General features: G+C 66.2%; 24 protein-coding genes. 13 read left to right on the forward strand and 11 right to left on the reverse strand.

The window, feature by feature from the left end; genetic code table 11:
* Positions 1 to 182 precede the first annotated feature (182 nt).
* The 5 genes from SOM39_RS05845 (at position 183) to SOM39_RS05865 (ending at position 4,843) form a co-directional block, all read left to right on the forward strand.
* Positions 183 to 707 (forward strand): hypothetical protein, encoded by a 525-nt coding sequence (locus SOM39_RS05845; protein ID WP_320457791.1) that lies wholly within the window; start codon positions 183 to 185, stop codon positions 705 to 707.
* Between the two features lie 15 nt (positions 708 to 722).
* Positions 723 to 1,283 (forward strand): hypothetical protein, encoded by a 561-nt coding sequence (locus SOM39_RS05850; RefSeq protein ID WP_249833271.1) that lies wholly within the window; start codon positions 723 to 725, stop codon positions 1,281 to 1,283.
* A gap of 120 nt (positions 1,284 to 1,403) precedes the next feature.
* Positions 1,404 to 3,134 (forward strand): peptidoglycan-binding protein, encoded by a 1,731-nt coding sequence (locus SOM39_RS05855; protein ID WP_320457792.1) that lies wholly within the window; start codon positions 1,404 to 1,406, stop codon positions 3,132 to 3,134.
* A gap of 147 nt (positions 3,135 to 3,281) precedes the next feature.
* Positions 3,282 to 4,118, forward strand: a complete 837-nt coding sequence (yidA, locus tag SOM39_RS05860) for a sugar-phosphatase (protein WP_320457793.1) — start codon at positions 3,282 to 3,284, stop codon at positions 4,116 to 4,118.
* 194 nt (positions 4,119 to 4,312) lie between these two features.
* Positions 4,313 to 4,843, forward strand: coding sequence for a hypothetical protein (locus SOM39_RS05865; protein WP_320457794.1), 531 nt, complete (start codon positions 4,313 to 4,315; stop codon positions 4,841 to 4,843).
* A gap of 123 nt (positions 4,844 to 4,966) precedes the next feature.
* Here SOM39_RS05865 and SOM39_RS05870 read toward each other — a convergent pair whose 3' ends face one another.
* Positions 4,967 to 5,677 carry a basic secretory protein-like protein gene (locus SOM39_RS05870; protein WP_093532722.1) on the reverse strand — a complete coding sequence of 237 codons (711 nt, stop codon included), beginning with the start codon at positions 5,675 to 5,677 and terminating at the stop codon, positions 4,967 to 4,969.
* 235 nt (positions 5,678 to 5,912) lie between these two features.
* Here SOM39_RS05870 and SOM39_RS05875 point away from each other — a divergent pair, with 235 nt between their 5' ends.
* Positions 5,913 to 8,660, forward strand: coding sequence for a TonB-dependent receptor plug domain-containing protein (locus tag SOM39_RS05875; protein WP_320457795.1), 2,748 nt, complete (start codon positions 5,913 to 5,915; stop codon positions 8,658 to 8,660).
* A 266-nt stretch (positions 8,661 to 8,926) separates the two neighbouring features.
* Complete coding sequence (locus SOM39_RS05880) at positions 8,927 to 10,789, forward strand: asparagine synthetase B family protein (RefSeq protein WP_320457796.1); 1,863 nt, start codon at positions 8,927 to 8,929, stop codon at positions 10,787 to 10,789.
* Between the two features lie 192 nt (positions 10,790 to 10,981).
* Here SOM39_RS05880 and SOM39_RS05885 read toward each other — a convergent pair whose 3' ends face one another.
* Both SOM39_RS05885 and ubiK read right to left on the reverse strand, forming a co-directional pair.
* Positions 10,982 to 12,484 (reverse strand): YifB family Mg chelatase-like AAA ATPase, encoded by a 1,503-nt coding sequence (locus SOM39_RS05885; protein WP_320457797.1) that lies wholly within the window; start codon positions 12,482 to 12,484, stop codon positions 10,982 to 10,984.
* 11 nt (positions 12,485 to 12,495) lie between these two features.
* The gene (gene ubiK, locus SOM39_RS05890) at positions 12,496 to 12,765 is read right to left on the reverse strand and encodes a ubiquinone biosynthesis accessory factor UbiK (RefSeq protein WP_068854332.1); all 270 of its coding nucleotides are present in this window, start codon (positions 12,763 to 12,765) and stop codon (positions 12,496 to 12,498) included.
* Between the two features lie 171 nt (positions 12,766 to 12,936).
* Between ubiK and SOM39_RS05895 the strand changes: the two genes are divergently transcribed.
* On the forward strand, positions 12,937 to 13,275 hold the full coding sequence (locus SOM39_RS05895) for a P-II family nitrogen regulator (RefSeq protein ID WP_068854331.1): 339 nt from the start codon (positions 12,937 to 12,939) through the stop codon (positions 13,273 to 13,275).
* On the opposite strand, the gene SOM39_RS05900 is transcribed toward SOM39_RS05895, so the two are convergent.
* Positions 13,272 to 13,919, reverse strand: a complete 648-nt coding sequence (locus tag SOM39_RS05900) for an RIO1 family regulatory kinase/ATPase (protein ID WP_184125935.1) — start codon at positions 13,917 to 13,919, stop codon at positions 13,272 to 13,274. The two genes, SOM39_RS05895 and SOM39_RS05900, sit on opposite strands and share 4 nt — an antisense overlap.
* A gap of 456 nt (positions 13,920 to 14,375) precedes the next feature.
* Here SOM39_RS05900 and SOM39_RS05905 point away from each other — a divergent pair, with 456 nt between their 5' ends.
* Positions 14,376 to 15,281, forward strand: coding sequence for an aspartyl/asparaginyl beta-hydroxylase domain-containing protein (locus SOM39_RS05905; RefSeq protein ID WP_176472607.1), 906 nt, complete (start codon positions 14,376 to 14,378; stop codon positions 15,279 to 15,281).
* A gap of 87 nt (positions 15,282 to 15,368) precedes the next feature.
* On the opposite strand, the gene speE is transcribed toward SOM39_RS05905, so the two are convergent.
* Positions 15,369 to 16,223 carry a polyamine aminopropyltransferase gene (speE, locus tag SOM39_RS05910; RefSeq protein ID WP_068854328.1) on the reverse strand — a complete coding sequence of 285 codons (855 nt, stop codon included), beginning with the start codon at positions 16,221 to 16,223 and terminating at the stop codon, positions 15,369 to 15,371.
* A 149-nt stretch (positions 16,224 to 16,372) separates the two neighbouring features.
* On the opposite strand from speE, the gene speA reads away from it, so the two are divergent.
* Positions 16,373 to 18,262, forward strand: coding sequence for an arginine decarboxylase (gene speA / locus SOM39_RS05915; protein WP_068854327.1), 1,890 nt, complete (start codon positions 16,373 to 16,375; stop codon positions 18,260 to 18,262).
* A gap of 40 nt (positions 18,263 to 18,302) precedes the next feature.
* A complete protein-coding gene (locus tag SOM39_RS05920; protein ID WP_093532734.1) occupies positions 18,303 to 18,626 on the forward strand; it encodes a DUF6122 family protein in 324 nt (107 codons plus the stop codon).
* 207 nt (positions 18,627 to 18,833) lie between these two features.
* Here the strand turns inward: SOM39_RS05920 and SOM39_RS05925 are convergent, their stop codons facing one another.
* The 3 genes from SOM39_RS05925 to SOM39_RS05935 are packed head-to-tail and all read right to left on the reverse strand — an operon-like array spanning position 18,834 to position 21,117.
* Positions 18,834 to 20,159: an ATP-binding protein gene (locus tag SOM39_RS05925; protein WP_320457798.1), complete on the reverse strand. Its 1,326-nt coding sequence runs from the start codon at positions 20,157 to 20,159 to the stop codon at positions 18,834 to 18,836.
* Positions 20,156 to 20,818 carry a response regulator transcription factor gene (locus SOM39_RS05930; RefSeq protein ID WP_068854324.1) on the reverse strand — a complete coding sequence of 221 codons (663 nt, stop codon included), beginning with the start codon at positions 20,816 to 20,818 and terminating at the stop codon, positions 20,156 to 20,158. The genes SOM39_RS05925 and SOM39_RS05930 overlap by 4 nt, the downstream gene beginning before the upstream one ends.
* Positions 20,818 to 21,117, reverse strand: coding sequence for a PepSY domain-containing protein (locus SOM39_RS05935; protein ID WP_414715857.1), 300 nt, complete (start codon positions 21,115 to 21,117; stop codon positions 20,818 to 20,820). The genes SOM39_RS05930 and SOM39_RS05935 overlap by 1 nt, the downstream gene beginning before the upstream one ends.
* A 144-nt stretch (positions 21,118 to 21,261) precedes the next feature.
* Between SOM39_RS05935 and SOM39_RS05940 the strand changes: the two genes are divergently transcribed.
* Positions 21,262 to 21,696, forward strand: a complete 435-nt coding sequence (locus SOM39_RS05940) for a PepSY domain-containing protein (RefSeq protein ID WP_210131239.1) — start codon at positions 21,262 to 21,264, stop codon at positions 21,694 to 21,696.
* A 31-nt stretch (positions 21,697 to 21,727) separates the two neighbouring features.
* On the opposite strand, the gene SOM39_RS05945 is transcribed toward SOM39_RS05940, so the two are convergent.
* The 3 genes from SOM39_RS05945 to SOM39_RS05955 form a co-directional block, all read right to left on the reverse strand.
* Positions 21,728 to 22,231, reverse strand: coding sequence for a hypothetical protein (locus SOM39_RS05945; RefSeq protein WP_068854323.1), 504 nt, complete (start codon positions 22,229 to 22,231; stop codon positions 21,728 to 21,730).
* Between the two features lie 121 nt (positions 22,232 to 22,352).
* On the reverse strand, positions 22,353 to 23,564 hold the full coding sequence (locus tag SOM39_RS05950; RefSeq protein WP_320457799.1) for an FAD-dependent oxidoreductase: 1,212 nt from the start codon (positions 23,562 to 23,564) through the stop codon (positions 22,353 to 22,355).
* Positions 23,565 to 23,570: 6 nt separating this feature from the next.
* Positions 23,571 to 24,065 carry a lipocalin family protein gene (locus SOM39_RS05955; RefSeq protein ID WP_184125929.1) on the reverse strand — a complete coding sequence of 165 codons (495 nt, stop codon included), beginning with the start codon at positions 24,063 to 24,065 and terminating at the stop codon, positions 23,571 to 23,573.
* A gap of 157 nt (positions 24,066 to 24,222) precedes the next feature.
* Between SOM39_RS05955 and SOM39_RS05960 the strand changes: the two genes are divergently transcribed.
* The gene (locus SOM39_RS05960; protein WP_068854856.1) at positions 24,223 to 24,471 is read left to right on the forward strand and encodes a hypothetical protein; all 249 of its coding nucleotides are present in this window, start codon (positions 24,223 to 24,225) and stop codon (positions 24,469 to 24,471) included.
* Positions 24,472 to 24,587 lie beyond the last annotated feature (116 nt).

Here is a 24,587-nt window from a genome sequence, read left to right on the forward strand (position 1 = left end):
CTTACAATGTGATGAGCTTCACGTTAACTACGTGCGTTTCATCACGCATGTCGTCACCGCCCGGGTCCGTGGGCGGGATGTGAACGCCATGGCATTGGCGCGCAGCTATCCTACGCCCCCCGGCGTAGTGTGATGCGCGCCACGACACGAATCAGGAGGATCCGTTGTCCCATCATCGTCCCATGACGCTGCTCGCCCTGTCGCTGAGCATCCTGCTGGCCGCGTGCAAGCCCGACGCCGCCCCGACCGCTCCGGCGGATGCCGCGGCACCCGTCGCCGCAGCACCTGCTGCCGCCCCGGCCGCAGCACCCGCCACTGCCGAGCCCACCGCAGCGGCCACTGCCGCCGATGCCTCCGCCACCTGCGAACTGGCCGACTTCGATGCGTTCCTGCCGGAGTTCGGCAGGAAGATCGCCCTGCAGGAGAAGTCGGTAGCCGACCCGCTGTTGAGCGAACGCTACGACACCGAAGGGCAGGGCGAGCCCACCCTGATCACCGAGAAGGTCCCGCTCAGCGAGGTCACCTGGCCGGTCATGCCCAATCCCTCGGGCCTGAAGGCCGTGGGCCGCGAGATGCAGGTAACCAAAGAGGCCGATGGCAGCATGAAGGTGCTGATCCGCACGCCCGATACCAGCAACCAGCAGTCGTACTACTTCGCCCAGCGCCCGTGCTGGCAGCTGGTGCGCATGGCCGATGAGTCGATCTGATCCAGGGAGCGGGTGATGTCCACACTGCGTTTCGTTCCGACTGCCGCACTGGTGCTGTTGATGGCCGCGTGCAATGCACCCACCGGGGAGGGCGGCACCGCCGCCACTCCGGAAACCGCCGCCGCGCCTGCGGTCGCAGCGGCGACTACCCCTTCACCCACACCGCAGGAAGAGAAAGGCATGCACAAGGAATGCCCAGGTGCCACGCTGCACCTGACCGCGTTGCCGACCAAGGACGGCGACACCACCCGCACCCGCCTGGAGATCGAGAAGGACGGCCAGCGCCGTACCATCGAGACCCCGGCAGAGCTGGGTGATTACACCGCTGTTGGCCTGGCCTGCGCTGAAGACAAGCAGGGCGCTTCGTATTTCGTGGTGCAGTACGGCGAACTGCCGTTCGGCTGCGCGTTCTGCGAATGGTTCACGCTGTACGACGCCGATGGCAGGCAGCTGACCCACAACACCCCGCCCCTGCGCGGCGAAGCCGATGCGCAGTCGCCCAACAACGACGAGTATTCGCAGCTGATCGCCAAGCTCGGCATCACTCACCCGGAGGTGGACTACATCGAAGACTGAGCAGTACATCGACAAGACGTCGATGCGCGTTGCCCGGACACGATGTCCGGTAGGTATCGACCGTTGGTCGATACACCCCTTTAAGGAAAGCCCCTTTCTCATAGAATGGATAGCACAGACATGCCTGATGACATCTACACCAACATGGTGCAGCCGCCTGGCGCGGCATACCGCAGCAACCAGATCGAATCGTGGAGCCACTACCGCGAACCGATCGACGAAAGCCGCGCGCTGCACGGCCAATCGCGCCGCTGGGGCGATGCCTCCCCCGAAGTACAGTCGCGTGTGATCGACTCGCTGATCGAGTCCTCGCGCGAAGCCGGCCTGACCCCGCGCGAAACCGCGTATGTGCTGGCGATCGCCCGCGTCGAATCCGGCTTCAACCCGGATGCCGCTGCTGGCACCACCTCGGCCTCCGGCCTGGGCCAGTTCATCGACCGCACCGGCAAGCACTACGGCCTGAACAATGCCAACCGCTTCGACGTCGACGCGCAGTCCGACGCGCTGGTGGCGCACTTCGTCGACAACCGCAACCTGGCACGCGACCGTGGCCAGGGCGAAGACTACATCTACAAGTACCACCACGATGGCCCGACCAAGGACTACGGCGGCCTCGGCCTGTCGCAGCGCAAGGTCGCGCCGCACCTGGATGAGTACGAACAGTTCGTCAACCAGCGCCTGAGCCAGACCCAGGCGCAGGCACCGGCCCAGCAGCATGCCGTTGCGGGCGCCGCCGCTGCCGTGGCCGGCGCTGCCGCTGTTGGCGCCGCCGCCACCCAGGCGCGCTCCTACGAGCACACCATGCAGGTGATGCTGCCGCCGCAGAACGGCGTCAAGCCGCACATCACCGGCCACTTCGGTGAGCACCGTGGCGAGAAGAGCCATGGCGGCAGCGACTTCAACTACGTCGGTGGCCAGACCGGCCGCAACCTGCAGCACCCGACCATCCACGCGCCGATCGCCGGCACCGTGACCTCGGTGGGCGGCAAGTACGGCACGGTGATGATCCAGGACGCGCAGGGCAACTCGCACCAGATCCTGCACATGCAGGACACCAAGGTGAAGGTCGGGCAGCACGTGGAGCCGGGCGACCCGATCGGCACCATGGGCGGCCGCGGCCCGCAGGGCGCCAACCAGTACGCCCAGCACGTGCACTACCAGATGAAGGATCCGGCCGGGAAGCTGATCAACCCGGAGACCTACTGGAACAAGGGCATCCAGCAGGAAGCGGGCAAGCACGGGCATGCGCACGACCATGACCACGCGCCGGCCGGCACCCTGCGCAAGGGCGACCGCAGCGACGAGGTGACGAAGCTGCAGGAAGAGCTGAACCGCCTGGGCGTGCGCGATGCCAACGGCAACCGCCTTTCCGAAGACGGCAAGTTCGGCGACAACACCCGCGAAGCGGTGCAGGCCTTCCAGAAGCAGCAGGGCCTGAAGGACGACGGCATCGTGGGCCGGGAGACCTTCGGCAAGCTGGCCGCCACCCAGGCGCAGGGCGCGGAAACCCGCACCGCCACTGGTCCGCAGCTGGGCGAGAAGGGCCACGCGGACACGCCGCTGCACAACGCGATCCGTTGCCAGCTGCCGGCCGCCATCTCCAACGAAGCGGCGGCCAACGTCACCCTGCAGGCCAAGCAGGCCGGCATTGATTCGCCGGAGAAGCTGCAGAGCGTGACCGTGCAGGATGGCAAGGCGTTCGTGATGGGCACCACCCCGGGCTACCGCACCGCGGTGGACCTGAGCGAGGCGCCGTCGCTGGAGCACACCAACGCCCAGCTGCAGAGCAACAACGCCAGCCAGCAGCAACAGGTGCAGGAAGAGCAGCAGAAGGTGGCGATGGGCCGCTGAGCCCGCCGTCGATCTGCGCAACAGCGTGTGTGGTATGGAGGCCAGCCGGGGCAACCCGGCTGGCCTTTTCTTTGCCGGTGCGCCCCTGGCTTAAACTACCCCGCGGCTGCATCGCAGCGTTTCTGGCAGTGAACGAGGTTGATCGAGATGGAGATGGGACGCCGCCAGCCGGCCATTGAACTGGTGGCCATCGATATGGATGGCACGCTGCTGGACCCGGCGCACAAGCTCACCCCGCGCGTGAAGCAGGCCATCGCCCGCGCACGGGCGCAGGGCGTGCGGATCGTATTGACCAGCGGGCGCCCGGTGTCCGGCCTTGCCCCGTTCCTGGAGGAACTGGACATCGATGGCGCGGACGACTACTGCATCGCCTGCAATGGCGGGCTGGTCACCCGCGTTGCCAGTGGCGAGGTGGTGGTGGAATACCCGCTCAGCTTCGATGATTTCCTGTTCTGCGAGCAGGTGGCGCGCGAGCTGGGTGTGCACTTCCAGGCACTGGATGGCGAACGGCTGTACACGCCCAACCGCGACATCAGCATCTACACCGTGGCCGATTCGCACCTGTCACGCGTGCCGTTGTCCTATCGCAGCGTGGAAGAAATGGACCCGGCGATGTCCTTCATCAAACTGATGATGGTCGACGAACCGCAGATCCTGGACGCTGTCATCCCGCGCCTGCCATCGGCGCTGACCGAACGCTTCGCCGTGCTCAAGAGCGCGGCGTTCTTCCTCGAAGTGTTCGACCACCGCGCTGGCAAGGGCCCAAGCCTGCAGAAGCTGGCCGAGCACCTGGGCATCGACCGCATGCAGGTGATGGCCATCGGCGACCAGGAAAACGACCTGACCATGCTTCAGTACGCCGGCACCAGCGTGGCGATGGGCAACGCGGTGGACATCGTCAAGTCGACCGCGCTGCATCAGACCACCACCAATTCCGAAGACGGTGTGGCCTTGGCCATCGAGCGTTTCGTGCTGGGTGACTAGAACAGTGGCGGTCCTTCAATGTCAATGATGAATCAAACCGCGAATCGATGAAGATCGAAGTCGGCACGAGCTTGCCGTCGGCTCGTGCTCTGGGTGAATTGGTCGAAGTACGCAGGGCGCCCTAACGGCCGCCGACATCATTCCCTTCATTCTGAGGATCAATTGTGCATGTAGGAACATTGAGATCAGTCATCGTGGCGATCGCATTACTTTCCGCAACGGCACAGGTAGAGGCCAAGGACGCCAAGGTTGACCTCGTGTCAAAGGTGTTCCGTGATGGCGAGTACACCCCCCATGTCTATCTTGAATCTGACATTCTTCGCCGTTACGGCGAAGGAGACTTGACCACGGACAATGCGGGCTTGCTGCGCCGCAGATACTGGGATCCATCCACCGAGTGGGAGATAGTGATCGTATCCAACCCTGACATTGGGCCGAAATACCGAACTATTGATGAGATTCGGGTGTCACCGGTCCTTACAGGAAAGCAGGCACCCAGCACTACCGAGAGCTTGAAGGGACTGAAGCTGAAAGGGGTTGGAATAGGCGATCCTGCATCGTCCGCAGAGAGCGCTGCTCGTCGCTACGGCCAGACACACAGATCCAAAGAGAGACTCGGCCGGTTTGATGTCGAGCGCATCTGCGGCTACCTCGATGGCACTAGCATCTGCTTCGATATTCGAGAAGAGAAAGTAGTCGCAATGGCGGTGGGCGCTGGTCCTTGACATGGCAAGCCATACTCCCCCCGATGTTGTGAGGCATCACTGAGCTGACCGCGCAAGGCCAGCCCCGGAGCTGGATTCCAAAGACGGCGTGGCCCTGGCCATCGAGCGTTTCGTGCTACCGGATCAAGCGCCGCGCGCGCCCTTACCCTGCTGCGCAACATAAGCCTCCCACAGCGCAGCCAGGTCTTCGCCGGTGTGCGCCTTCCACAACGCCGGCGTATAAGTGCCCTTGCGCAGCGCCGCATCCAGCGCCTTCACCAGCCCCGGGTGCCCGGCTTCGCTCCACTTCAGGAACGCACCGGTAACGCGGTAGCCGGTGTCCACCTTGTGCTCCGGCTTGACCTGCGAAGGCAGCGCCCAGCCGCCAGCAGCGTTGTCCACGCCGTAATGGTCGCGGGCATAGTCGGCAATGCCTTCTACCAGCCATGACGGCGCCTGCTCGCTGGCGTAGCCCGGGTAGCCCTGCACGATGTGCATGGCCTCATGGGTGACCAGGTCGGTGTCGTTGGGATGTTTCTCCAACCAGCGCGGGTTGATGGTGATGGTGGCCGACTTCTCCTTCTCCCCTACATACGCAACCCCGTCGTACGACGGGTCCATGACGATACGCACGCTGGACGGCGCAGCGGGATGGTAATCGCGGCGTTCGCGCGGATACGTGGCGAAGAAGGTGGCGATGATGCGGTCGCGCACGGCAGCAACCGTTGATCCGCTCTGGTCCTGGTAGGTCAGGGTGACGCCATCGCGCGTCTGTTGGATTTCCGCGGCGTGTGCGGCGGGAAACGCGAGGGTTGCAGCAACGACAGGGACGATCAGGCAACGGCGCAGACGCATACGCGGCACTCCAGGACGTGATGGGCAACCGCGCTGATCCTGCAACACGGCCACGGCTGCCCGCAAGTGCCATTTCGTTCGATCTAAGCGCTTGGAAATGGTTTCATTTCAAATTGTTGACAATTCATTTAGATCGATCTAGAAAAGCTGCACCCCACGCCCCACGGAAGCCCTGCACCCCCAACTCTCCTGCGCCGATGCGGTGCCGGGAGACCTTGTACTGGAGATCTGCAAGATGAAGCGCACGTTGCTGTCGTTGCTGGTGTCATCCGTACTGCTCCACCCCCTGGCCGCACAGGCCCAGGCGTCCCCCTCCGACGAAGAAGGCGCCACGCCGGCCACCCGTCAGCTGGATACGGTGAACGTGACCGGCTCGCTGATTCCCCGCGCGCAGATCGAAGGGCCTTCGCCGGTGACCACCATCACGGCCGAGGAAATCGAGGCACAGGGCTTCACCACGGTGTTCGATGCGCTGCGCTCGCTGCCGATGGCCAACGGCTCGGTGCAGGACTCGCAGGGCACCGGCTTCTACACCCCGGGCGCAAAGACCGTCAGCCTGTTCGGACTGGACCCGAGCTACACGCTCACCCTGCTCAACGGGCGGCCGCTCAACAGCTATCCGCTTGCCTACAACGGCAACACCAGCATCGTGGACATCGCCAACATTCCGCTGGGCATGGTGGAACGCATCGACGTGCTCACCGGTGGGCAGTCGTCGGTGTACGGCTCGTCGGCCGTGGCGGGCGTGATCAACATCGTGCTGAAGGACAAGGTGGAGGGCACCCACTTCCGCTACCGCGCTGGCGGCTACAGCGATGGCGGCGGCTCCAGCCAGCGCTTCATCTTCAGCAGCGGCCATTCCTTCGGCAACCTGGACCTCAGCTACGGGCTGGAATACACCAAGCAGAAGCCCATCTTCGCCTCCGACCGCAGCTACATCGACAGCGTCAACGACAGCCCGACCGGGCCGCAGGACCCCTCGCGCACCTTCCTGCGCATGCAGATGTCCCCCAACGGCTACATCGACCCCGGCCAGGCCACCTGCGCCCCCCTGTCCTACCTGTTCGGTGGCAGCACCACCTACGCGCATCGCAACGCGGCCGGCACCGGCTACTACTGCGGCAGCCCCGACAACGTCGGCACCGCCACGCTCTACAACAAGAGCGAGGACGTCAACGCCACCACCTTCCTGCGCTACCACCTCAGCGAAACCACCGAGCTGTACTCGGACATCCTCTTCAGCTTCGGCCGGCCCACCTATTCCGGGGGCAGCCCGTTCTGGAACAAGACCTTCTACAACCAGACCACCGGCAACTACGAGCAGTGGCAGCGCATCTACGCGCCCGAAGAAGTCGGCATGGACGCGAAGGACCAGCGCGTCTATACCCGCTCGTGGAACATCACCGCCGGTGCACGCGGCGGGCTGGGCGACACCGGCTTCGACTACGACGTATACGTGAACCGCTCCAGCACCGACGTCACCCGCAAGTCCACCGACTTCCTGGCCAGGGGCGGTATTGACGATTACTACCTTGGCCCGCAGCTGGGCACGGTCAACGGCTACGAAGCCTACGCGCCGATCCTGGACGTGCTGTACCAGCCCCTCACCCGCGCGCAGTACGACCAGTTCAGCGGCACCAACCGCGCCGCGTCTTCGGCGTCGCGGACCGGCGTGACCGCGCTGGTGACCAATACGTCGTTGTTCGGCCTGCCGGCCGGCGATGTCGGCTTCGCGATGATCCTGCAGGGCACCCGCGAAAAGTTCTTCAACCAGTCGGCCGACCCCAATGCCGCCGTGCTGTTCCGTGGCCAGACTGCAGGAACCTCGGCCGAAGGCCAGCGTGACCTGTATGCGGTGGGCGCCGAACTGCAGGTGCCGATCTTCGACACGTTCAGCGCCAACCTGTCGGGACGCTACGACAAGTACTCCCTGCAGGGCGGCGGTGGCAACGGCAAGGCGACCTGGAAGCTCGGCCTGGAATATCGCCCGATCGATTCCCTGCTGCTGCGCGGCAGCTATGCCACCGCCTTCCGCTCGCCGGACATGTTCTACCTGTATTCGCGCGAGAGCAGCGGCTACACCACCAACGTGGACACCTTCCTGTGCCGCAGCGCAGGCTACACCTCCGAAAACTTCGACGAGTGCCCGCAGGCATCGCTGTCGGTGCTGTCCTCCAGCACCGGCAACCGCGACCTCAAGGACATCACGGCGGAAACCTTCACCTATGGCGTGGTCTGGTCGGCGCTGGACAATGCCCTGAACCTGTCGCTGGACTACAACTCGGTGAAGATCGAGAACGAAGTGTCCATCCTGGGCACCGACAGCATCCTCGCCACCGAGGCCAACTGCCGCCTGGGGACGTCCGAGAATGGCGATGTGGCATTCGACATCAACTCGCCAACCTGTCGCCAGGTCCTGGCCCAGGTGCAGCGCCTGCCGGCCACCGACCCGCTCAATCCCAACGGCGTATCCAAGGTCTTCTCCTATCCGATCAACCTGGCCAAGCAGCGCCAGACCGGCATCCAGGCATCGGGCGACTACCGCTGGAGCGCCGGGCGGACAGGTGATTTCGGGGTGACCGCAGGCTACTACCGGCCGCTGAAGCACGAACTGCAGCAGCAGGAAGGCGACCCGGTCTACGACATGCTCTGCTGTGGCTATTCCAACGAGCTGCAGTACCGCGCAACGCTGGGGGTGAACTGGAACATCGGTGCCTTCAGCACCAACGTGTACGGCGTGCGCAATGCCCGGACCTGGAATGCCACCGGCGAGGAACGCAACATCGGCCCGTGGACGACCTGGAACGCCACGCTCAACTACCGCATCAACAAGCTGGCCAGCGTGCTGCTGACCGCCAACAACCTCACCAACGAGCGTCCGCCGGTGGACAGCACCAACGGCAACTGGCCGTATTACGACCAGGGCGTCTACAACGCCTTCGGCCGTTCGATGTTCGTCGAGCTGTCGCTGGACTTCCAGTAAGCAGGACCGGATCCAACCCTGCCGCCAAGGCATCGCGACGGCACACGCCCCGCGCGCTACTGACGGTAGGGTTGGTTCCCAAACAACCGCCGACAACGGCGCAACCCCCGGTAACGCATGACCAGCAACGGAGCAGAAGCCTCCACCACCTGAACGCCACCACCATTCCAAAGGCTGCTTTGAAAGTACTTGCATGGCCCGGGCGGGACGCGCCCTACACCCTGCTCTGATGCGGCAGTAGCAGCGTTGATCGGGTGGAGCAGTACGTGTCGGCAATTGCAGGAAGTTGGACAGCCCACAGAGAGGTGTGCGGCAACGCGTTGAGTACCAAGGCACGGCGCCTGGCCCATTCACTCGCGCACCGTGGCCGGCATTCGGAGGTGGTGGAGCGACCCGGGGCGGGGCTTGCACTGGCCGCCGTATCGGCGCTCGATGAAGCACGCTGCCTGGCCTCCAGCCCGGATGGCCGATACCTCGTGGCCACCGGCGGATCCGGCGTGGCAGCAGGTCCCACCTCTGCGTCGCAGTCCATTGCCAACCTGCTCCCGTCGCTGGGCATCGTTGATGCCCTGCGCCGCATGCAGGAGCCGGTGAGCGTAGCCATCTGGGACGAGCGCGCGCGAACGCTGACCCTGGCCCGGGATCGCATGGGCCAATCCGATCTGTACTTCATGCGCAGCCGCTCCGGCCTGGCCTTCTCCTCCGAGCTGAAGACGCTCCGGCAGGAAAGCAACGGGTGCTTGGAGGTTGCTCCGTGCGCGATCTCCCAGCTGTTCCGCCATGGATACATCCCGGCACCGCTGACAGCCTATCGTGGCATCTACAAACTGCCCGCCGGCGCCCTCCGGGTGTTCCACCTCCCCGACGTGCCCGAACACGATGCAGCCTGCGATGCGGCAGGCTCATTCGAACCTTACTGGGCCCTCCGTCAGGAAGCAGAAGCGCAGATCGCCTCGCGCGGGCGGCCAACGCTGAGCGGTTCGGTGGACAGGGTGGTCGCCAGCCTGGAACGTGCCGTCTGCGCGTCACGTGCCGGCGCTACGGCAACCTTGCTGTCCGGTGGCGTCGATTCGAGCCTGATTGCAGCGTTGCTGCAGCGGCGCAGTGCACACGCCGTGGAGACGATTTCCGTCGGCTTCGATGTGTCGGGCCATGACGAATCGGAGTGGGCCGCCGACGTCGCCAGGTTGCTCGGCACCCGACACACACGCCTGCTCATGGACAACGCGAACGCGATCCGTCTGGTCGAGACGATGCCCCGCGTCTTCTGCGAGCCGTATGCCGACTCGTCCGCCATTCCAACACTGCTTGCGGCGGAGGCGGCCGGCGCATCGTGCAGCACGATCCTCACTGGCGATGGCGGCGATGAGCTCTTCTTTGGCCACGGGTCGTACGTGAAGGCGATGCGCAACCATGGGCTGGTCCGGCATCTCCCGGGGCCACTACGCAGCGTGTGCAGGGCCTATGCCTCGCGTGCGCCGGAACGAGCACGGCTGGGCGGCATTGCGGCGCTTATCGCGGAAGCCACGTCGGGATCGCTTGCCGAAACCTATCTGGCGCGTGTCTCGCGCTGGCGCGATCCGTCGCGTGCGCTGAAGGCGGCGACTGAACCGCCGCATCCGTTCCTGGACACTACCCTGCATCCCGCCGGCCACCCGGGTGAGCTGCTGCTCTACCTGGATCAGACCAACGAGCTGAGCGAGGGGCTGATGACCAAGTCGGACCGTGCGTTCGGCGCATTCGGTGTACAGGCGAGAAGCCCCTTCCTCGACCATGGGGTGCTGTGCGCGGCATGGGGCACTCCGTTCGAGCACAAGCTGCACCGTGGCGAGACCAAGGCCGTGCTGAAGCGCGCGCTTGAGCGCTTCCTTCCCGAGCACCACACCCGGCGCCCGAAGAAAGGCTTTGGTGCCCCGGTGGCACGGTGGCTCAACGGGCCACTGCGGGACTGGGCCGAGGAACTGCTGGACCCGGTTGCCATGCGCAACCGCGGCATCCTCGATGAGCGGGTTGTGTCGGCACTCTGGAAATCGTTCCTAGGCGGCAACCGGAAGTACCACACCCACCTCTGGCCGGTGCTGATGTTCCAGGCATGGGACCGGGAGTGGAACGGGAAAGACGGGCGATGACCGCGCAGGCACGCACCGCGAAGGCTGCGAAGCAGCCATGGCAGCCAAGGTGGTGCGTGGCAGCACTGTACCGTCGGCTCCGCAGGCGCTTCCGCAAGGTGCCGGGTCTCAATGAAGGGTTCGTCATCAAGGATTGAGGTCGGGACAGCCCGGCGTTCGCGCGGTGGGCCCCGTCATGCTGCTGATGGCGAATCAGCCCGCTCCGCCCCGGTCGACCTGGCGGTACCCGATGGCCTCGGCCAGATGGGCGGTGGTGATCTTGTCGCAACTGGCCAGGTCCGCCACCGTGCGCGCCACGCGCAGGATGCGGTGCATCGAGCGGGCCGAGAGCTGCAGCTGTTCCACGGCTGTTTCCAGCAGGTGCTGGTCGTTGTCCTCCAGGCGGCAGTGCGCATCCAGCTCGGAAGGCAGGAGTTGTGCGTTGGCCTTGCCGCTGCGCTCGAGCTGGACGTTGCGCGCCATGACCACGCGATTGCGTACCGTGGCGCTGTCTTCGCCGCACGGTGCATCGCTGCGCAGCTCACCCGGCTCCAGCCTTGGCACCACCACATGCAGGTCGATGCGGTCCAGCAACGGCCCGGAGATTCGCCCGCGGTAGCGCTGGATGGCATCGCCGCTGCAGCGGCAGCGACCGCTGCGGTCGCCGGCCCAGCCGCACGGGCAGGGGTTCATCGCCGCCACCAGTTGGAAGCGTGAGGGGAAGGCGTGGGTGCGTGCGGCGCGGGCGACCATTACCGTTCCCGATTCCAGCGGTTCGCGTAGTACTTCGAGGGTGTGCCGGCTCCACTCGGGAAGCTCATCCAGAAACAGCACGCCGTTGTGCGCCAGCGAGATTTCACCGGGCCGGGGATACGAGCCACCGCCGACCAGCGACACGGCGCTGGCGGTGTGGTGGGGCGCGCGGTACGGGCGGTGACGCCAGCGGGCGGTGTCGATGCCAGCCCCACTGCACGAGGCGATGGTGGCCGTTTCCAGCGCTTCGGCTTCGCTGGCATCGGGCAGGATGCCGGGCAGGCGCGAGGCCAGCAGGGTCTTTCCGCAGCCTGGTGTACCGAGCAACAACAGGTGGTGCCCGCCAGCAGCGGCCACCTCCAGTGCGCGGCGCGCCTGCTGCTGCCCACGTACGTCGCGCAGGTCGGGCACCGCCAGCGGCACCACCGGCGCCGGCACGGCCCGTGGCAGCGAGCGGCTTTCCAGCGAGGCGCACACCTCCAACAAGGTCCGGGCTACCCGGACATCCGCATGCTGGGCGAGCGCCGCCTCGGCGCCGTTGGCGCTGGCGACAATCAGCGTCCGGCCCAGCTCCGCTGCCGCGATGGCCGCGGGCAATGCACCGTCCACGCCACGCAGCTCGCCGGTCAGGGCGAGCTCGCCCAGGAATTCGTAGTTGGCCAGCAGCTGTCGGTCGATCTGGTCGCTGGCCGCAAGAATGCCCAGCGCGATGGCGAGGTCGAAGCGGCCGCCTTCCTTGGGCAGGTCGGCCGGGGCCAGGTTGATCAGGATGCGCCGCTGCGGGTATTCGAACTGGGCACAGACCAGCGCGGCGCGCACCCGGTCGCGCGACTCGCGTACCGCCGCTTCGGGCAGGCCGACGATCTGGGTATGCGGCAAACCGCCGGAGAGGAGGACTTCGATCCGGACCGCGGGCGCGTGGACGCCGGCGCGGGCACGGCTGTGCACCAGCGCCAGGCTCATCGGGTTTCCTTTTACGGGGCCGGGCGCTCGGCCGGCGGTTGGGCGGCGGCTTCCAGCGCGGCCACGGTCTTCTCCAGCGCTTCCAGCTTCTCGCGGGTGCGCAGCAGCACGGCGCGCTGTACGTCGAATTCTTCGCGGGTCACCAGGTCCAGCTTGCCCAGGCCGGCCTGGAGCGCGCTCTTGAAGGTGGCCTGCAGTTCTTCGCGCGACTGGCGCAGCCCCGGTGGGACCATGTCGCTCAGGCGGCGCGCCAGATCATCGAGTTGGTTGAGGTCAATCATGGGGTCTCCGCGTGTGGGGAAATTCTCGGCGTGGCAGGCCGCAACCACCATCAGGCGGGCCAGGCTTCACGGGTAAGGATAATCCGCACTGCAGGGAGCGGTGCGAAGCGGGTGCATCGCGTTCACCGGGGGACAGGCGTTATCCTCTGCCGCGAAGACAGGAGCCAACAGATGAAGATGGTCATGGCGGTGCTCAAGCCGTTCAAACTGGATGACGTGCGCGAAGCGCTGGCCGAACGGGGTGTCACCGGGATCACGGTGACCGAGGTCAAGGGTTTCGGGCGGCAGAAGGGGCACACCGAGCTGTACCGGGGCGCCGAGTACGTGGTGGATTTCCTGCCGAAGGTGAAGATCGAGGTGGCAGTCACCGACGGCCAGGTCGACGAGGTGGTGGAAGCCATCGTCAAGGCCGCCGGCACCGGCAAGATCGGCGACGGCAAGGTGTTCGTCTACGACCTGGGCAGCGTGGTGCGGATCCGCACCGGCGAACTGGACGCCGACGCGCTTTAACCCTTGAACCACCGGTAGAAACGCTTCCAGGCCACCCGCACGCTGGCCACCCAGCGCGGGTCGGCCACCTGGGCCGCTTCGGCGGCGCTGGGGCGGGTGCCGGTCAGGCGCTGGCGCATCTTCAGCAGGTTCTTGCGGTCGCTGCGACGCAGCTGCCGCGATACCGGGTGCACCGGCAGCCAGCGCGGGCTGCGCCAGGCCGAGGTGAAATCCACCAGCACCGGCACGTTGCCGTTCACCATCACGTTGGTGCCGTGCAGGTCGTTATGGGTGATGCCGGCCGCGTGCAGGCGCTCGAGCGCGAACTGCAGCTGCTCGAACACTTCGATGCCCACCGACTGGGCCGCGCTCAGGGTCTGCCCGGGAATGAACTCCATGCCCAGTGCGAGGCCACCGATGGTGCCGAGCAGGGCCGGGGCGTGTTTCCAGCCGGCCAGGCGCTGCAGGATGCGCGCTTCGCGACGGACCAGCAGGCGCGCAATGGGCGACAGCGGGGTGCCGCGATAGCGGGTGTAGTCCTTGACCACGGCCGGCTGCCCGTTGAGGCAGGTGCGGTAGACATCGGGTTCAAGCAGGCGTTCGCCGCGCTTGAGCAGCTCGGCGGGGGCGGTGTCGTCGACACACGAAGCAACGATTGTATTCATGACGTTCTGGGGCGACCCGGCGGTCGGCGCAAAGCGTCAGGCGTACCGGTGCTGCTGAATGGCGGTGGGTGATGATTTCGTTAATTTTAGTACTCGCGAGTACACCAAACCACCCTTTGTCGGAAAAATGTCATAACCGGGGGTGGAACAGTTTGTCGCGTTCACGCGGCGCGCAGCGCCTGGTTCCATGGATAAACATTCAAAATCAATGACTTGCATATGGATGCCCGCTGCCTGAGACGATGCCTCGTTCCCACGGCCGTCCTGAGGCGCTTCGATGGGTGGGCATGAACGTCCCGTCCGACCGGCTTGACCGGGACAGGAAGGGTGCGGACCATAGCGGTGTTGAACACGGCCTGCGCGGCAGCACCGCACCTGACGGCACGTCTCCGTCGCGCCCGGCTCTCCCCCTCTTTTGGCCCGTATGGGCGTCCGGCAGCGGCCGGTGGATGCTTGATGATCAAGATTATTGTGGTGGCCCTGTTCGTGGCATGCGTGCTGTACGTGCACTACCGCGGCAAGGTGCGCGCGCGCTGGTCGCGCCAGCTGCTCGACCATTCCAGCTTCATGGCCCCGATCAACGTGGTCATGTACTTTTTCTCGAAGGTGCCGACCACGCCGTTCCTGGATCCGGGCCAGTCGTTCCCGCAGCTGCAGCCGCTGCGCGACAACTGGCAGATGATCCGCGACGAGGCGCTGGCGCTGCGCGATGCGGAAAAGATCGCCGCGTCGAGCAGTTACAACGATGCGGGGTTCAATTCGTTCTTCCGCCGCGGCTGGAAGCGCTTCTACCTGAAGTGGTACGGCCCGTCGCACCCGTCGGCGAAGCAGCTGTGCCCGAAGACCACGGCGTTGCTGGAGTCGATCCCGGACGTGCGCGCGGCGATGTTCGCCCAACTGCCGCCGGGCAGCGAGCTGCGCCCGCACCGCGACCCGTTCGCCGGTTCGCTGCGCCTGCACCTGGGCCTGGCCACGCCGAACGATGACCGCTGCTACATCGAGGTGGACGGCATCCGCAAGAGCTGGCGCGATGGCGAGTGGATGATGTTCGACGAAACCTACATCCACCACGCGCACAACGAGACCGATGCGGACCGGGTGATCCTGTTCTGCGACATCGCCCGCCCGCTGCGCTTCGGCCTGCCGGGCCTGTTCAACCGCGCGGTGGCGTCGACGCTGCTGGCCGGCGGCGCCTCGCCGAACTTCCCCGGCGACCCGACCGGCGGAGTCAACAAGGCCTTCGGTGGCCTGTACAAGGTGCGGCTGAAGGCCAAGGCGCTGCGCGCAAAGAGCGCGTTCGCCTACCACGCGATCAAGTGGGGGTTGGTGCTGCTGGTGATTGCGGGAATCTGGGCGCTTTGAGGCCTGTATCGACCAACGGTCGATACCTACCGGAATGAAAAACCCGCGCTGGCGACAGCGCGGGTTTTTTCTTTTCCTGCGGTTCGATCAGCCCTTCAGAGCAGCCTGCACGAACGGCGGGGTCACCAGCACGCCGGTGTGCAGCGCGGCGGTGTAGTACAGGGTGTCGAAGCTCTTCGAGGCCGAATCGGACTGGCGGAAGTCGAAGCTGCTCTGGCCCTTGCGCGCCAGGGTCACGCTCCACCAGCCGGTGGGGTAGCACGGCTGCGGGAACGGCAGGGTCTTGAACGACTGGAAGCCGGCCTTGCCCATCTCGGTGCGCATTTCGTTGATCAGGTCCAGCTGCATCAGCGGCGATTCGGACTGCTGCACCAGGATGCCGTCTTCCTTCAGCGCCTTGAAGCAGCTCTCGTAGAAGGCCTTGTTGAACAGGCCTTCGCCCGGGCCGACCGGGTCGGTCGAGTCCACGATCACCACGTCCACGCTGCCGGCCGGGCAGTTGGCCATGTAGGCCACGCCGTCGTCGAACATCAGTTCGGCGCGCGGGTCGTCGTTGGAATCGCACAGTTCCGGGAAGTGCTTCTCGGCCATGCGGGTGACCTGCTCGTCGATGTCGCACTGGGTCACGCTCTCCACGCCCGGGTGCTTGAGCACCTCGCGCAGGGTGCCGCAGTCGCCGCCGCCGATGATCACCACGCGCTTGGGGGCGGCGTGGGTGAACAGCACCGGGTGGCTGATCATCTCGTGATAGAAGAAGTTGTCCTTGCTGGTCAACATGATGGCGCCATCGATGGTCATCAGGTTGCCCCAGTCGGTGGTGGCGAAGATCTCGATCTTCTGGAACGGCGACTGCACTTCATCCAGCTTGCCCTTCAGGCGGTAGCCGATGGCCGAGCCGGTGCGCTCGAAATGCTCGATGTACCAGTTGTTGTTGTCAGTCATGGGATAACGGTCCTGTTCGGAGGGGGATGGAGCCGGGCAGGCCCGTTCAGGTTTCAACCTGGGCACGGGCGCGGGCGCGCATGATAACGGAGCTGTCGCCATATAGGCGTTATCATGCACCCCCTTTTTTACCAACCAGGCCGACTGCAATGACCGATTGGTCCCTCGACCAAGCCCGCAAGACCTACTCGATTCCGCATTGGGCGGATGGCTACTTCGACGTGGATCAGGCAGGACACATGGTGGTGAGACCGACTGGCCAGGACGGCCCGGTGGTGTCCCTGCCCAAGGTGGTGGACGCCGCGCGCGCGGCCGGGGCCAAGCTGCCGCTGCTGGTGCGCTTCCCCGACATCCTGGGCCAGCGCCTGGGCAAGCTGCAGGCGGCCTTCGGGCAGGCCCAGGCCGACTGGGACTACGCCGGCGGCTATACGGCGGTGTACCCGATCAAGGTCAACCAGCACCGTGGCGTGGCCGGCACCCTGGCCAGCCACCACGGTGAAGGCTTTGGCCTGGAAGCGGGCAGCAAGCCGGAGCTGATGGCGGTGCTGGCGCTGTCGCGTCCGGGCGGGCTGATCGTCTGCAACGGCTACAAGGACCGCGAGTACATCCGCCTGGCCCTGATCGGCCGCAAGCTGGGCCTGCAGACCTTCATCGTCATCGAAAAGCCCTCCGAGCTGAAGCTGGTGCTGGAGGAGGCCAAGGCCCTGGACGTGAAGCCGGGCCTGGGCGTGCGCATGCGCCTGGCCTCGCTGGGCGCGGGCAAGTGGCAGAACAGCGGCGGCGACAAGGCCAAGTTCGGCCTTTCCCCGCGCCAGCTGCTGGACCTGTGGAAGTCGCTGCGCGACACCGAGTACGCCGACTGCCTGAGCCTGCTGCACTTCCACATGGGCTCGCAGATCTCCAACGTGCGCGACATCGCCAACGGCATGCGCGAAGCCACCCGCTACTTCGTGGAGCTGTCGCGCCTGGGCGCGAAGATCACCCACGTGGACGTGGGCGGCGGGCTGGGCGTGGATTACGAAGGCACCCGTTCGCGCAGCTTCTGCTCGATCAACTACGGGCTGGATTCGTATGCCGGCAACATCGTGCAGCCGCTGGCCAATGCCTGCGAAGAGCACGGCCTGACCCCGCCGCGGATCGTCACCGAGTGCGGCCGCGCGATGACCGCGCACCACGCGGTGCTGATCGCCAACGTGTCCGAAGTCGAAGAAGCGCAGGAAGGCCGCGTGCCCGACCAGCACGACGACGAGCCGGCCGCGATCCGCCACCTGCGCGAAATCCATGACGACCTGGACCAGCGCCCGGCGGTGGAACTGTTCCAGGAAGCGCAGCACTTCCATGCCGAAGGCCTGTCCAGCTATGCGCTGGGCCAGATCGACCTGCCGCAGCGGGCACGCATCGATGACCTGTTCTACGCCATCGCCCATGCCGTGCGTGCACGCCTGAGCTATGACGAGAAGAGCCACCGCCCGGCACTGGATGAGTTGAACGAGCGGCTGGTGGACAAGTACTTCGTCAACTTCAGCGTGTTCGAGTCGATTCCCGATGCGTGGGCGATCGACCAGGTGTTCCCGATCGTACCGATCGAGCGCCTGGACGAGCAGCCGCAGCGCCGCGGCATCATCGCCGACATGACCTGCGATTCGGACGGCATGGTCAAGACCTATGTCGAGAACGAGAGCCTGGATACCTCGCTGCCGCTGCATGCGGTACGGCCGGGCGAAAGCTACCGTATCGGCTTCTTCATGGTCGGTGCCTACCAGGAAATCCTGGGCGACATCCACAACCTGTTCGGCGATACCGACGCGGTGGAAGTGCGGGCCGACGCCGATGGGTACGCGATCACCCAGCAGCGGCGCGGCGACACCACCGATGTGATGCTGGACTACGTGGGCTACAGCCTGGCCGACCTCCGCGCCAGCTATGCGGAGCGGGTGGCGGCGGCCAGACTTTCGCCGGAACGCGCGCAGGAGCTGTCCGAGGCGCTGGAAGCGGGCCTGACCGGTTACACCTACCTGTCCGACGAGCCGCTGCTCTGATCGGCGAGCGCCGCTTCAAGGCGCATGGCGCGGCTGTTCGATGAGCAGCCGCGCTCTTTTCCATCTGTTCCTGCACGCGGCCGTGCCGGCCCTGCTGGCGTGGATGTTCTGGCGCAAGCGGTTCCTGTCGGCCTGGGCGCTGCTGCTGCTGGGCTGGATCATCGACCTGGACCATCTGCTGGCAGATCCGATCTATGCGCCGAACCGCTGCAGCATCGGTTTCCATCCGTTGCATACCGCCCCGGCCATCGCGGTGTATGCGGGACTGTGTGTACCGAAGAAGACGCGGTTGTTTGGAATCGGGTTGATCATCCACATCGTGCTGGATGCCATCGACTGCTGGTGGATGCACTCAGCCCGGTAGCGCTCAGCCCGGTAACGCTCAGCCCGGTAGTGCCGACTGTTAGTCGGCCGCCGCGCGAAGCGCGGGATCCGGGCGTTGGTTGTCTGTCGCCAAAGGCAGCCGACTAACAGTCGGCACTACCCGTCGGGCCGCCAACCCGCTTGCGACGTCAACATCACCCGTCGGGCCGCCAACCCGCTTGCGACATCAACATCGCCCGTCGGGTCGTCAACCCGCTGGCAACGTCAACATCGCCTGCAACCCCGGCGCGCCATTTAGCAGCACCAGGCTGCCGCCGTAACTCTCGGCAATGTCCGCCACGATCGCCAGGCCCAGGCCGCTGCCGGGCGCGCGCTGGTCCAGTCGTACGCCACGGCCGAGCACGCGCTCCAGATCGGCGTCCGGCAGGCCACTGCCATCGTCGCTGACCTCGATGCGCAGGCGGTTTCCAGCGTGGGCCACCGTAACCTCCACCCGCTTCGCGGCCCACTTGCCTGCGTTGTCGAGCAGGTTGCCCAGCATCTCTTCCAGATCCTCGCGTGCACCGGCGAACACGCCGACCGCTTCCGCGTCGCAGGCGAACACCACTTCGCGCTCGGCATGCACACGCTGCATCAGCGAACACAGTGCCGAGATGACCGGTGCCACCAGGGTGCGCTGCTGGTGATCGGCGGCGACACCCACGGCAAGATAGCGGTCGATGCTGGTCTGCATCCGTGCGGTTTCGCTGCGCAGCGTGCTGCGCCAGTCTGCGCCGTCGCCCGCCGCCTCGGTGGTCAGCACCGTGAGGGGGGTCTTCAACGCATGCGCCAGGTCTTCAGCACTGCGCCGTGCACGCAGCACCATGCGGCCATGGTGGTCCAGCAGCGCGTTGAGCTCGCCGGCCAACGGCGCGACTTCCTTCACCAGTCCCTGCTGCGGAAACCGCACGTTCTCGCCATTACGCACCTGCTCGGCGATGCGCCCCAGTTCCGCGAGAGGACGCAGCCCGTAATGCACCTGGGTGACCAGCACCGCGAACCACAGCGCGATCAGCACGATCAACGCCAGCGCGGTGCGTTGGCGGAACGCCGTCACCTGCGCGTCGAGCTGGCTGCGGTCGGTGGCCACCACCACCTGCAACGGGGTGCCTGCGCGGGGCAGGGTGACCTGCTGGGCCAGCGCACGCAGCGGCTGCTGCAGCGGGCCGGTGATGTCGAACGCCTGGGCCGGCCCGGTGCGCAGCGTGGCCGGCACCGCGAGCGTCTCATCCCACAGCGAGCGCGATTGCCCAAGCGGGTGGCCCTGCGCGTCCTGCAACTGCCAGTACGCGCCGGAGAACACCCGCCGATAGTGTTCGTCGCCCAGCTCGCCGCGCACCTGCACGCCACCGTGCGCATCGGTTTCCACCAGCGCAAGCACCGCGATCAGGTCGTTGCCCAGCTGCTGGTCCATCGCAGTACGCGCTGAACGCTCGTACATGGCGCCCAGCCACCACGTGGCCAATGCCGAAACCAGCACCATGCCCAGGCCACCGGCCAGCAGCAGGCGGCTGCGCAGCGAGCGGGTGTTCATGGCTGCGCCGACAGCCGGAAGCCCTGGCCGCGATGGGTATGGATGAGGGTACTGCCGAGTTTGCGGCGGATGCGCCCGATCAACACATCCAGCGTGTTGGAATCCGGGTCGAACCCCGCCTCGTACACGTGCTCACCCAGGCGCGAGCGGCTGATCACCACGTCCGGGTGGTGCATGAAGTAGCTCAGGATGCGATGTTCCTGCGGGCTCAACGGCAGCAGCACGCCGTCCAGTTCGAAGCGGCCGGCGTTGACGTCCAGGCGCAGCGGTCCGCATTGCAGGCGCGGGCTGGCGTGGCCGGCGCTGCGGCGGATCAACGCGCGCAGCCGCAGCAGCAGTTCTTCGGGCTGGAACGGTTTGGTCAGGAAGTCATCGGCGCCCGCGTCGAAGCCGGCCAGCTTGTCGTGCCAGCGCGTGCGTGCGGTCAACACCAGCACCGGGAAATCGCGCCCAGCCTCGCGCCAGCGCTCGATCACGCTCAGGCCGTCCAGGCCGGGCAGGCCAAGGTCGACGATCGCCGCGGCGATGTCCTCCACCTGGCCCTGGTACTCCGCATCGATGCCCTCGCTGCTGTGGACCACCACGTAGCCGGCATCCTCGAGCAGCAGTTGCAGCTGGCTGGCGAGCAGGGCATCGTCCTCGGCAAGCAGGAGTCGCATCAGTCCTCTTCCATCTTGATCAGGCGGCCGCTGGTCGCATCATAGTCCAGCTCCATCACCACGCCATTGGCACCGAGGATCTCGATCTCGTACCTGCCGTCATCCAGCTCCACCTCCAGCAGCTGGCCGGGATAGCGGCGCAGGGCGTCCTGGACCACGGACTTCAGGGGCACGTAGCGACCCTGCTCGACCGCCTGGCGCACGGCCTGCTGCTGGCGCGCGCCGCCATCGAGGACCCGCATGGGGTCCTGCGTGGTGGCGGTCAACAGCAGGGGAAGCAGCAACGACAGGGCGGTCATGGCAAGCCGGTCAGGAAAAAGGCTGCCTACGGTATACGCGGGGCGCTTAAACGTTTCCTGACAGGTGGGCTCATGCTTCGCTTAAGCGCGCTTGCCAGACTGGCGGCGCCGGGATGGTCCGGTGCCTCTTTCAGGAACTCCCCCATGAACAAGCTGATCCTTGCCGCCGCCCTGGCGACCGCCTTCACCACCGCCCCGGCCTTCGCTGCCGATCTGTCCGCTGCCGACGTGCAGGCCAAGCTGCGCACTGCCGGTTACACCCAGGTGCACGAACTGGAGCGCGACGACGGCGTGTGGGAAGCCGATGTCACCCGTGCCGACGGCAGTGTCGACGATGTGATCATCGACCCGGCTACGGGCGAGATCTTCGACCCGCGCGATGGCCGTGCCCTGCTCGATGCCGGGAAGATCCTCACCCTGGCCGGCAAGGCCGGGCTGACCCACATCGAATCGGTGGAGCGTGACGGCGCCACCTGGACGCTGGAAGCACGCAACGCCCGCAACCAGCGCGTGGACGTGCGCATGAGCGGTCACGATGGCCGGGTGCTGAGCAGCCGCCGCGACGGCTGGTTCGACTGAGCCTCGCCTGCAGGACGCAATATGCAGCCGGTTACCAGCCCACCGGACCGGGACCGGCGGCGTCCCAGTAGCCGCGGCCGTACCCGTAACCGCCCCCATACGGTCCATAGAAGCCAGGGCCCTTGCCCTCGCTGATCTGGATGTTGAGGTTCATGTTGCGGGTCTTGCCGTCGTCGTTGGTGTAATTCTTGTTGAGGTTCAACTCGGCCGCGTTGTAGTGCGTGTTGCCAAAGCCCTTGGCGTAGCCGATGCCGGTGGTGATGCTGCCGTTGACCCGCAGCTTGTCGTCGGCGATCTCGGCGATGCCGTTGCCCGCGCCATCGCGCGGGAGCGCGCGGCGGCCGCTCTTGTCGCCATAGAAGGTGCCGGGCGGGTCACCGCGCAGGGTGGGATCGTTGAGGTACTGCATTGGCTTCTGCGGCACCGACAGGTCCAGATCGGTCGCCGACTGCGGGCCGGTGGCACCGGCAGCGGACTGCGCCAGCGCGACACCAGGGGCCAACAGGCACAGCAGCAGGGAAAGCGGGCGGATCATGGGAAGCTCCGGGGCAGGCAAGGCGGCCGACAGCGCTGACGCTAGCAGCCGTTGCTTGAATGATGCCTGTCGTGGCCCTGCATGCAAGGGGAACCATCGTGGGAACGATGGGTCGCCACACTCAACCCAGCCGTTCAAACCCGAACAGGCCCGCCAGCGGGTGCTTTCGGCGCTCGATCCGGGCCCGCAGCAGGCCCGCGCCGATCATCGAGTAGGTGATGCCGTTGCCGCCGTAGGCCATCGCGAACAGCACCCGGGGCCCCCATTGCGGGTGCGGGCCGAAGAACGGAAGTCCGTCTTCGGTTTCGGCAAAGGTGCCGCCCCAGGAGAACGCCGGCTGCAGCGGCAGGTGCGGGAATAGCCTGGCCACCTGCTTGAGCAGGGTGCCGGTCTTGCCGGCCACCCGGCTGTCGCGCCGCGCCGGGATATCCACTGCGTCGTCCTCACCGCCGACCAGCAGCCGGTGGTCGCCGGTGCTGCGCATGTACAGGTAGGGCCGCGCGGACTCCCACACCATGGTGTCCACCAGTGGGCCGAGTGCCGCCGCATCGATCGGGTCGGTGATGAAGGCGTAGCTGCTGCGGTTGCGGGCCACCTTCTGCTTCAGCCAGCGCTGGCCGGCGTAGCCGGTGGCCAGCACCACGTGGCGCGCACGGATGCGCAGGCCCTCGGGTGTGGTGGCGGTCACCCCGCGCGCGGTGGGCTGCAGCGTGTGCAATACGGTGCGGTCGTGCACCGCGCAGCCGGCCTTGGCCAGCCGCATGAGCAGCCGGTAGGTGAGCTGGTACGGGTCCACGCGCGCCGCCAGCGCGCTGAGGATCGCTCCCGGCGCGGCGATGCCATATTCGGCACGGACGGCGTCGGCATCCAGCCAGCGCACGTCGAAACCATGTTTGTGCCGCAGCGCGTACTCGTCCTGCAGGGGCGAACGGTGGCGGCGCTTGCTGGCGTAGTACAGGCTCTGCATGGGCTGGCAATCCACGCCGCGGAAACCGGCGGCCACCTCGCGCAGCGCCGGGATCGCCTCGGCGCAGGCGCGGTAGGCCAGCACCGCATCGCGCTCTCCGTACTGCCTGGCCAGGTCGACCATGTGCGTATCGATTTCGTACTGCAGCAGTGCGGTACTGGCGGAGGTACTGCCCCAGCCGATGTCGCGCTGCTCGACCAGCACCACGTCATGGCCGTGCGCGCACAGCTCGTTGGCGATCAGCGCGCCGCTGATGCCGCCGCCCACCACCAGCACGTCGCAGCTCCGGTCCTCGCGCAGCGGTGGGAAGGCGTGCATCAGCCCGTTGCTGACCGCCCAGAAGGGATACCCGCTTTTGAGGTCCATTGGGGATCAGGCAGTCGGGTGGCCGGTCTGCGGGGTGTGGATCAGCGGGGTCAGGTCGAAGCCCTGCTGGCGCGCCTGCGCCAGGTAGTGCTCCTGGGTGGTGGCATCCAGGTGCGGCTCGCGCGCCAGCAGCCACAGGTACTTGCGGTCCGGGCTGCCGACCAGCGCCACGCTGTAGTCCGGGGCGACCTGGATGATCCAGTAGTCGCCCTTGGTGAACGGAAGCCAGCGCAGCCCCTTGGGCAGGAAGGTGACCTGCAGCCGGGCAGGATCCTTGTCTACCGGGCAGGCCTCGCCGTGGGCTTCTTCGATCTCACCGTCCACGCGGCATTTGTTGACCACGGCGACGTGGCCATCGTCGATGAGGGTGTAGTTCGCCGTTACATCGGTACAGTCGACCGGCTCGTGGCTCATGGGCAGGCGGGCGATTTCGTACCAGGTGCCCAGGTAGCGCGGCAGCTTGAGGTCGGCAACGGTCTTCAGGTCGGGGTGGCTGGTCATGTGGGCATCGTCGAAGAGGTGGTGGCCAACATGCCCGGGCCGCCGCCATGGCGGAGTGAAGCCGCGACGCGCGCTGGAACGGTACGTTGTGGCGGCGTCATGCCGGGCGCGATGACGCGGCGCTATGCTGGCCCGGACCCGTTCAATGGAGGTGCGGATGTACCAGGTGATCCTGCTCAAGAGCGACAGCGGCTTCGCCCGCGCGCAGTGGGAAACGGTGGACGATGTGGTGGACCACGAGGGCGTGACGTACTCGCTGCGGGCCGGCCCGCGCCAACCGCTGCCGACCGATCATGCGTGGGACGAGATCGCGGTGTATGCGCCGGAGGAGATCAGCGAGGAGGAATTCCAGGACTGGTACGCGGCCCTGCAGCCGCAGGTCGAGGAGCTGCGCCTGAAGTACTGAGTTGCATACCCGGTGTGAACGAGGCCCGGTTTATAGTCCCCGGCATGTCCGCGTGAACCCTGGGTGCTGGTTTTGTCCTTCCGTCATCGTTTCCCCCTGCTGCGGCCGCTGGCCGG

The organism is Stenotrophomonas sp. CFBP8994, assembly GCF_034044835.1.
GTDB lineage: Bacteria > Pseudomonadota > Gammaproteobacteria > Xanthomonadales > Xanthomonadaceae > Stenotrophomonas > Stenotrophomonas rhizophila_A.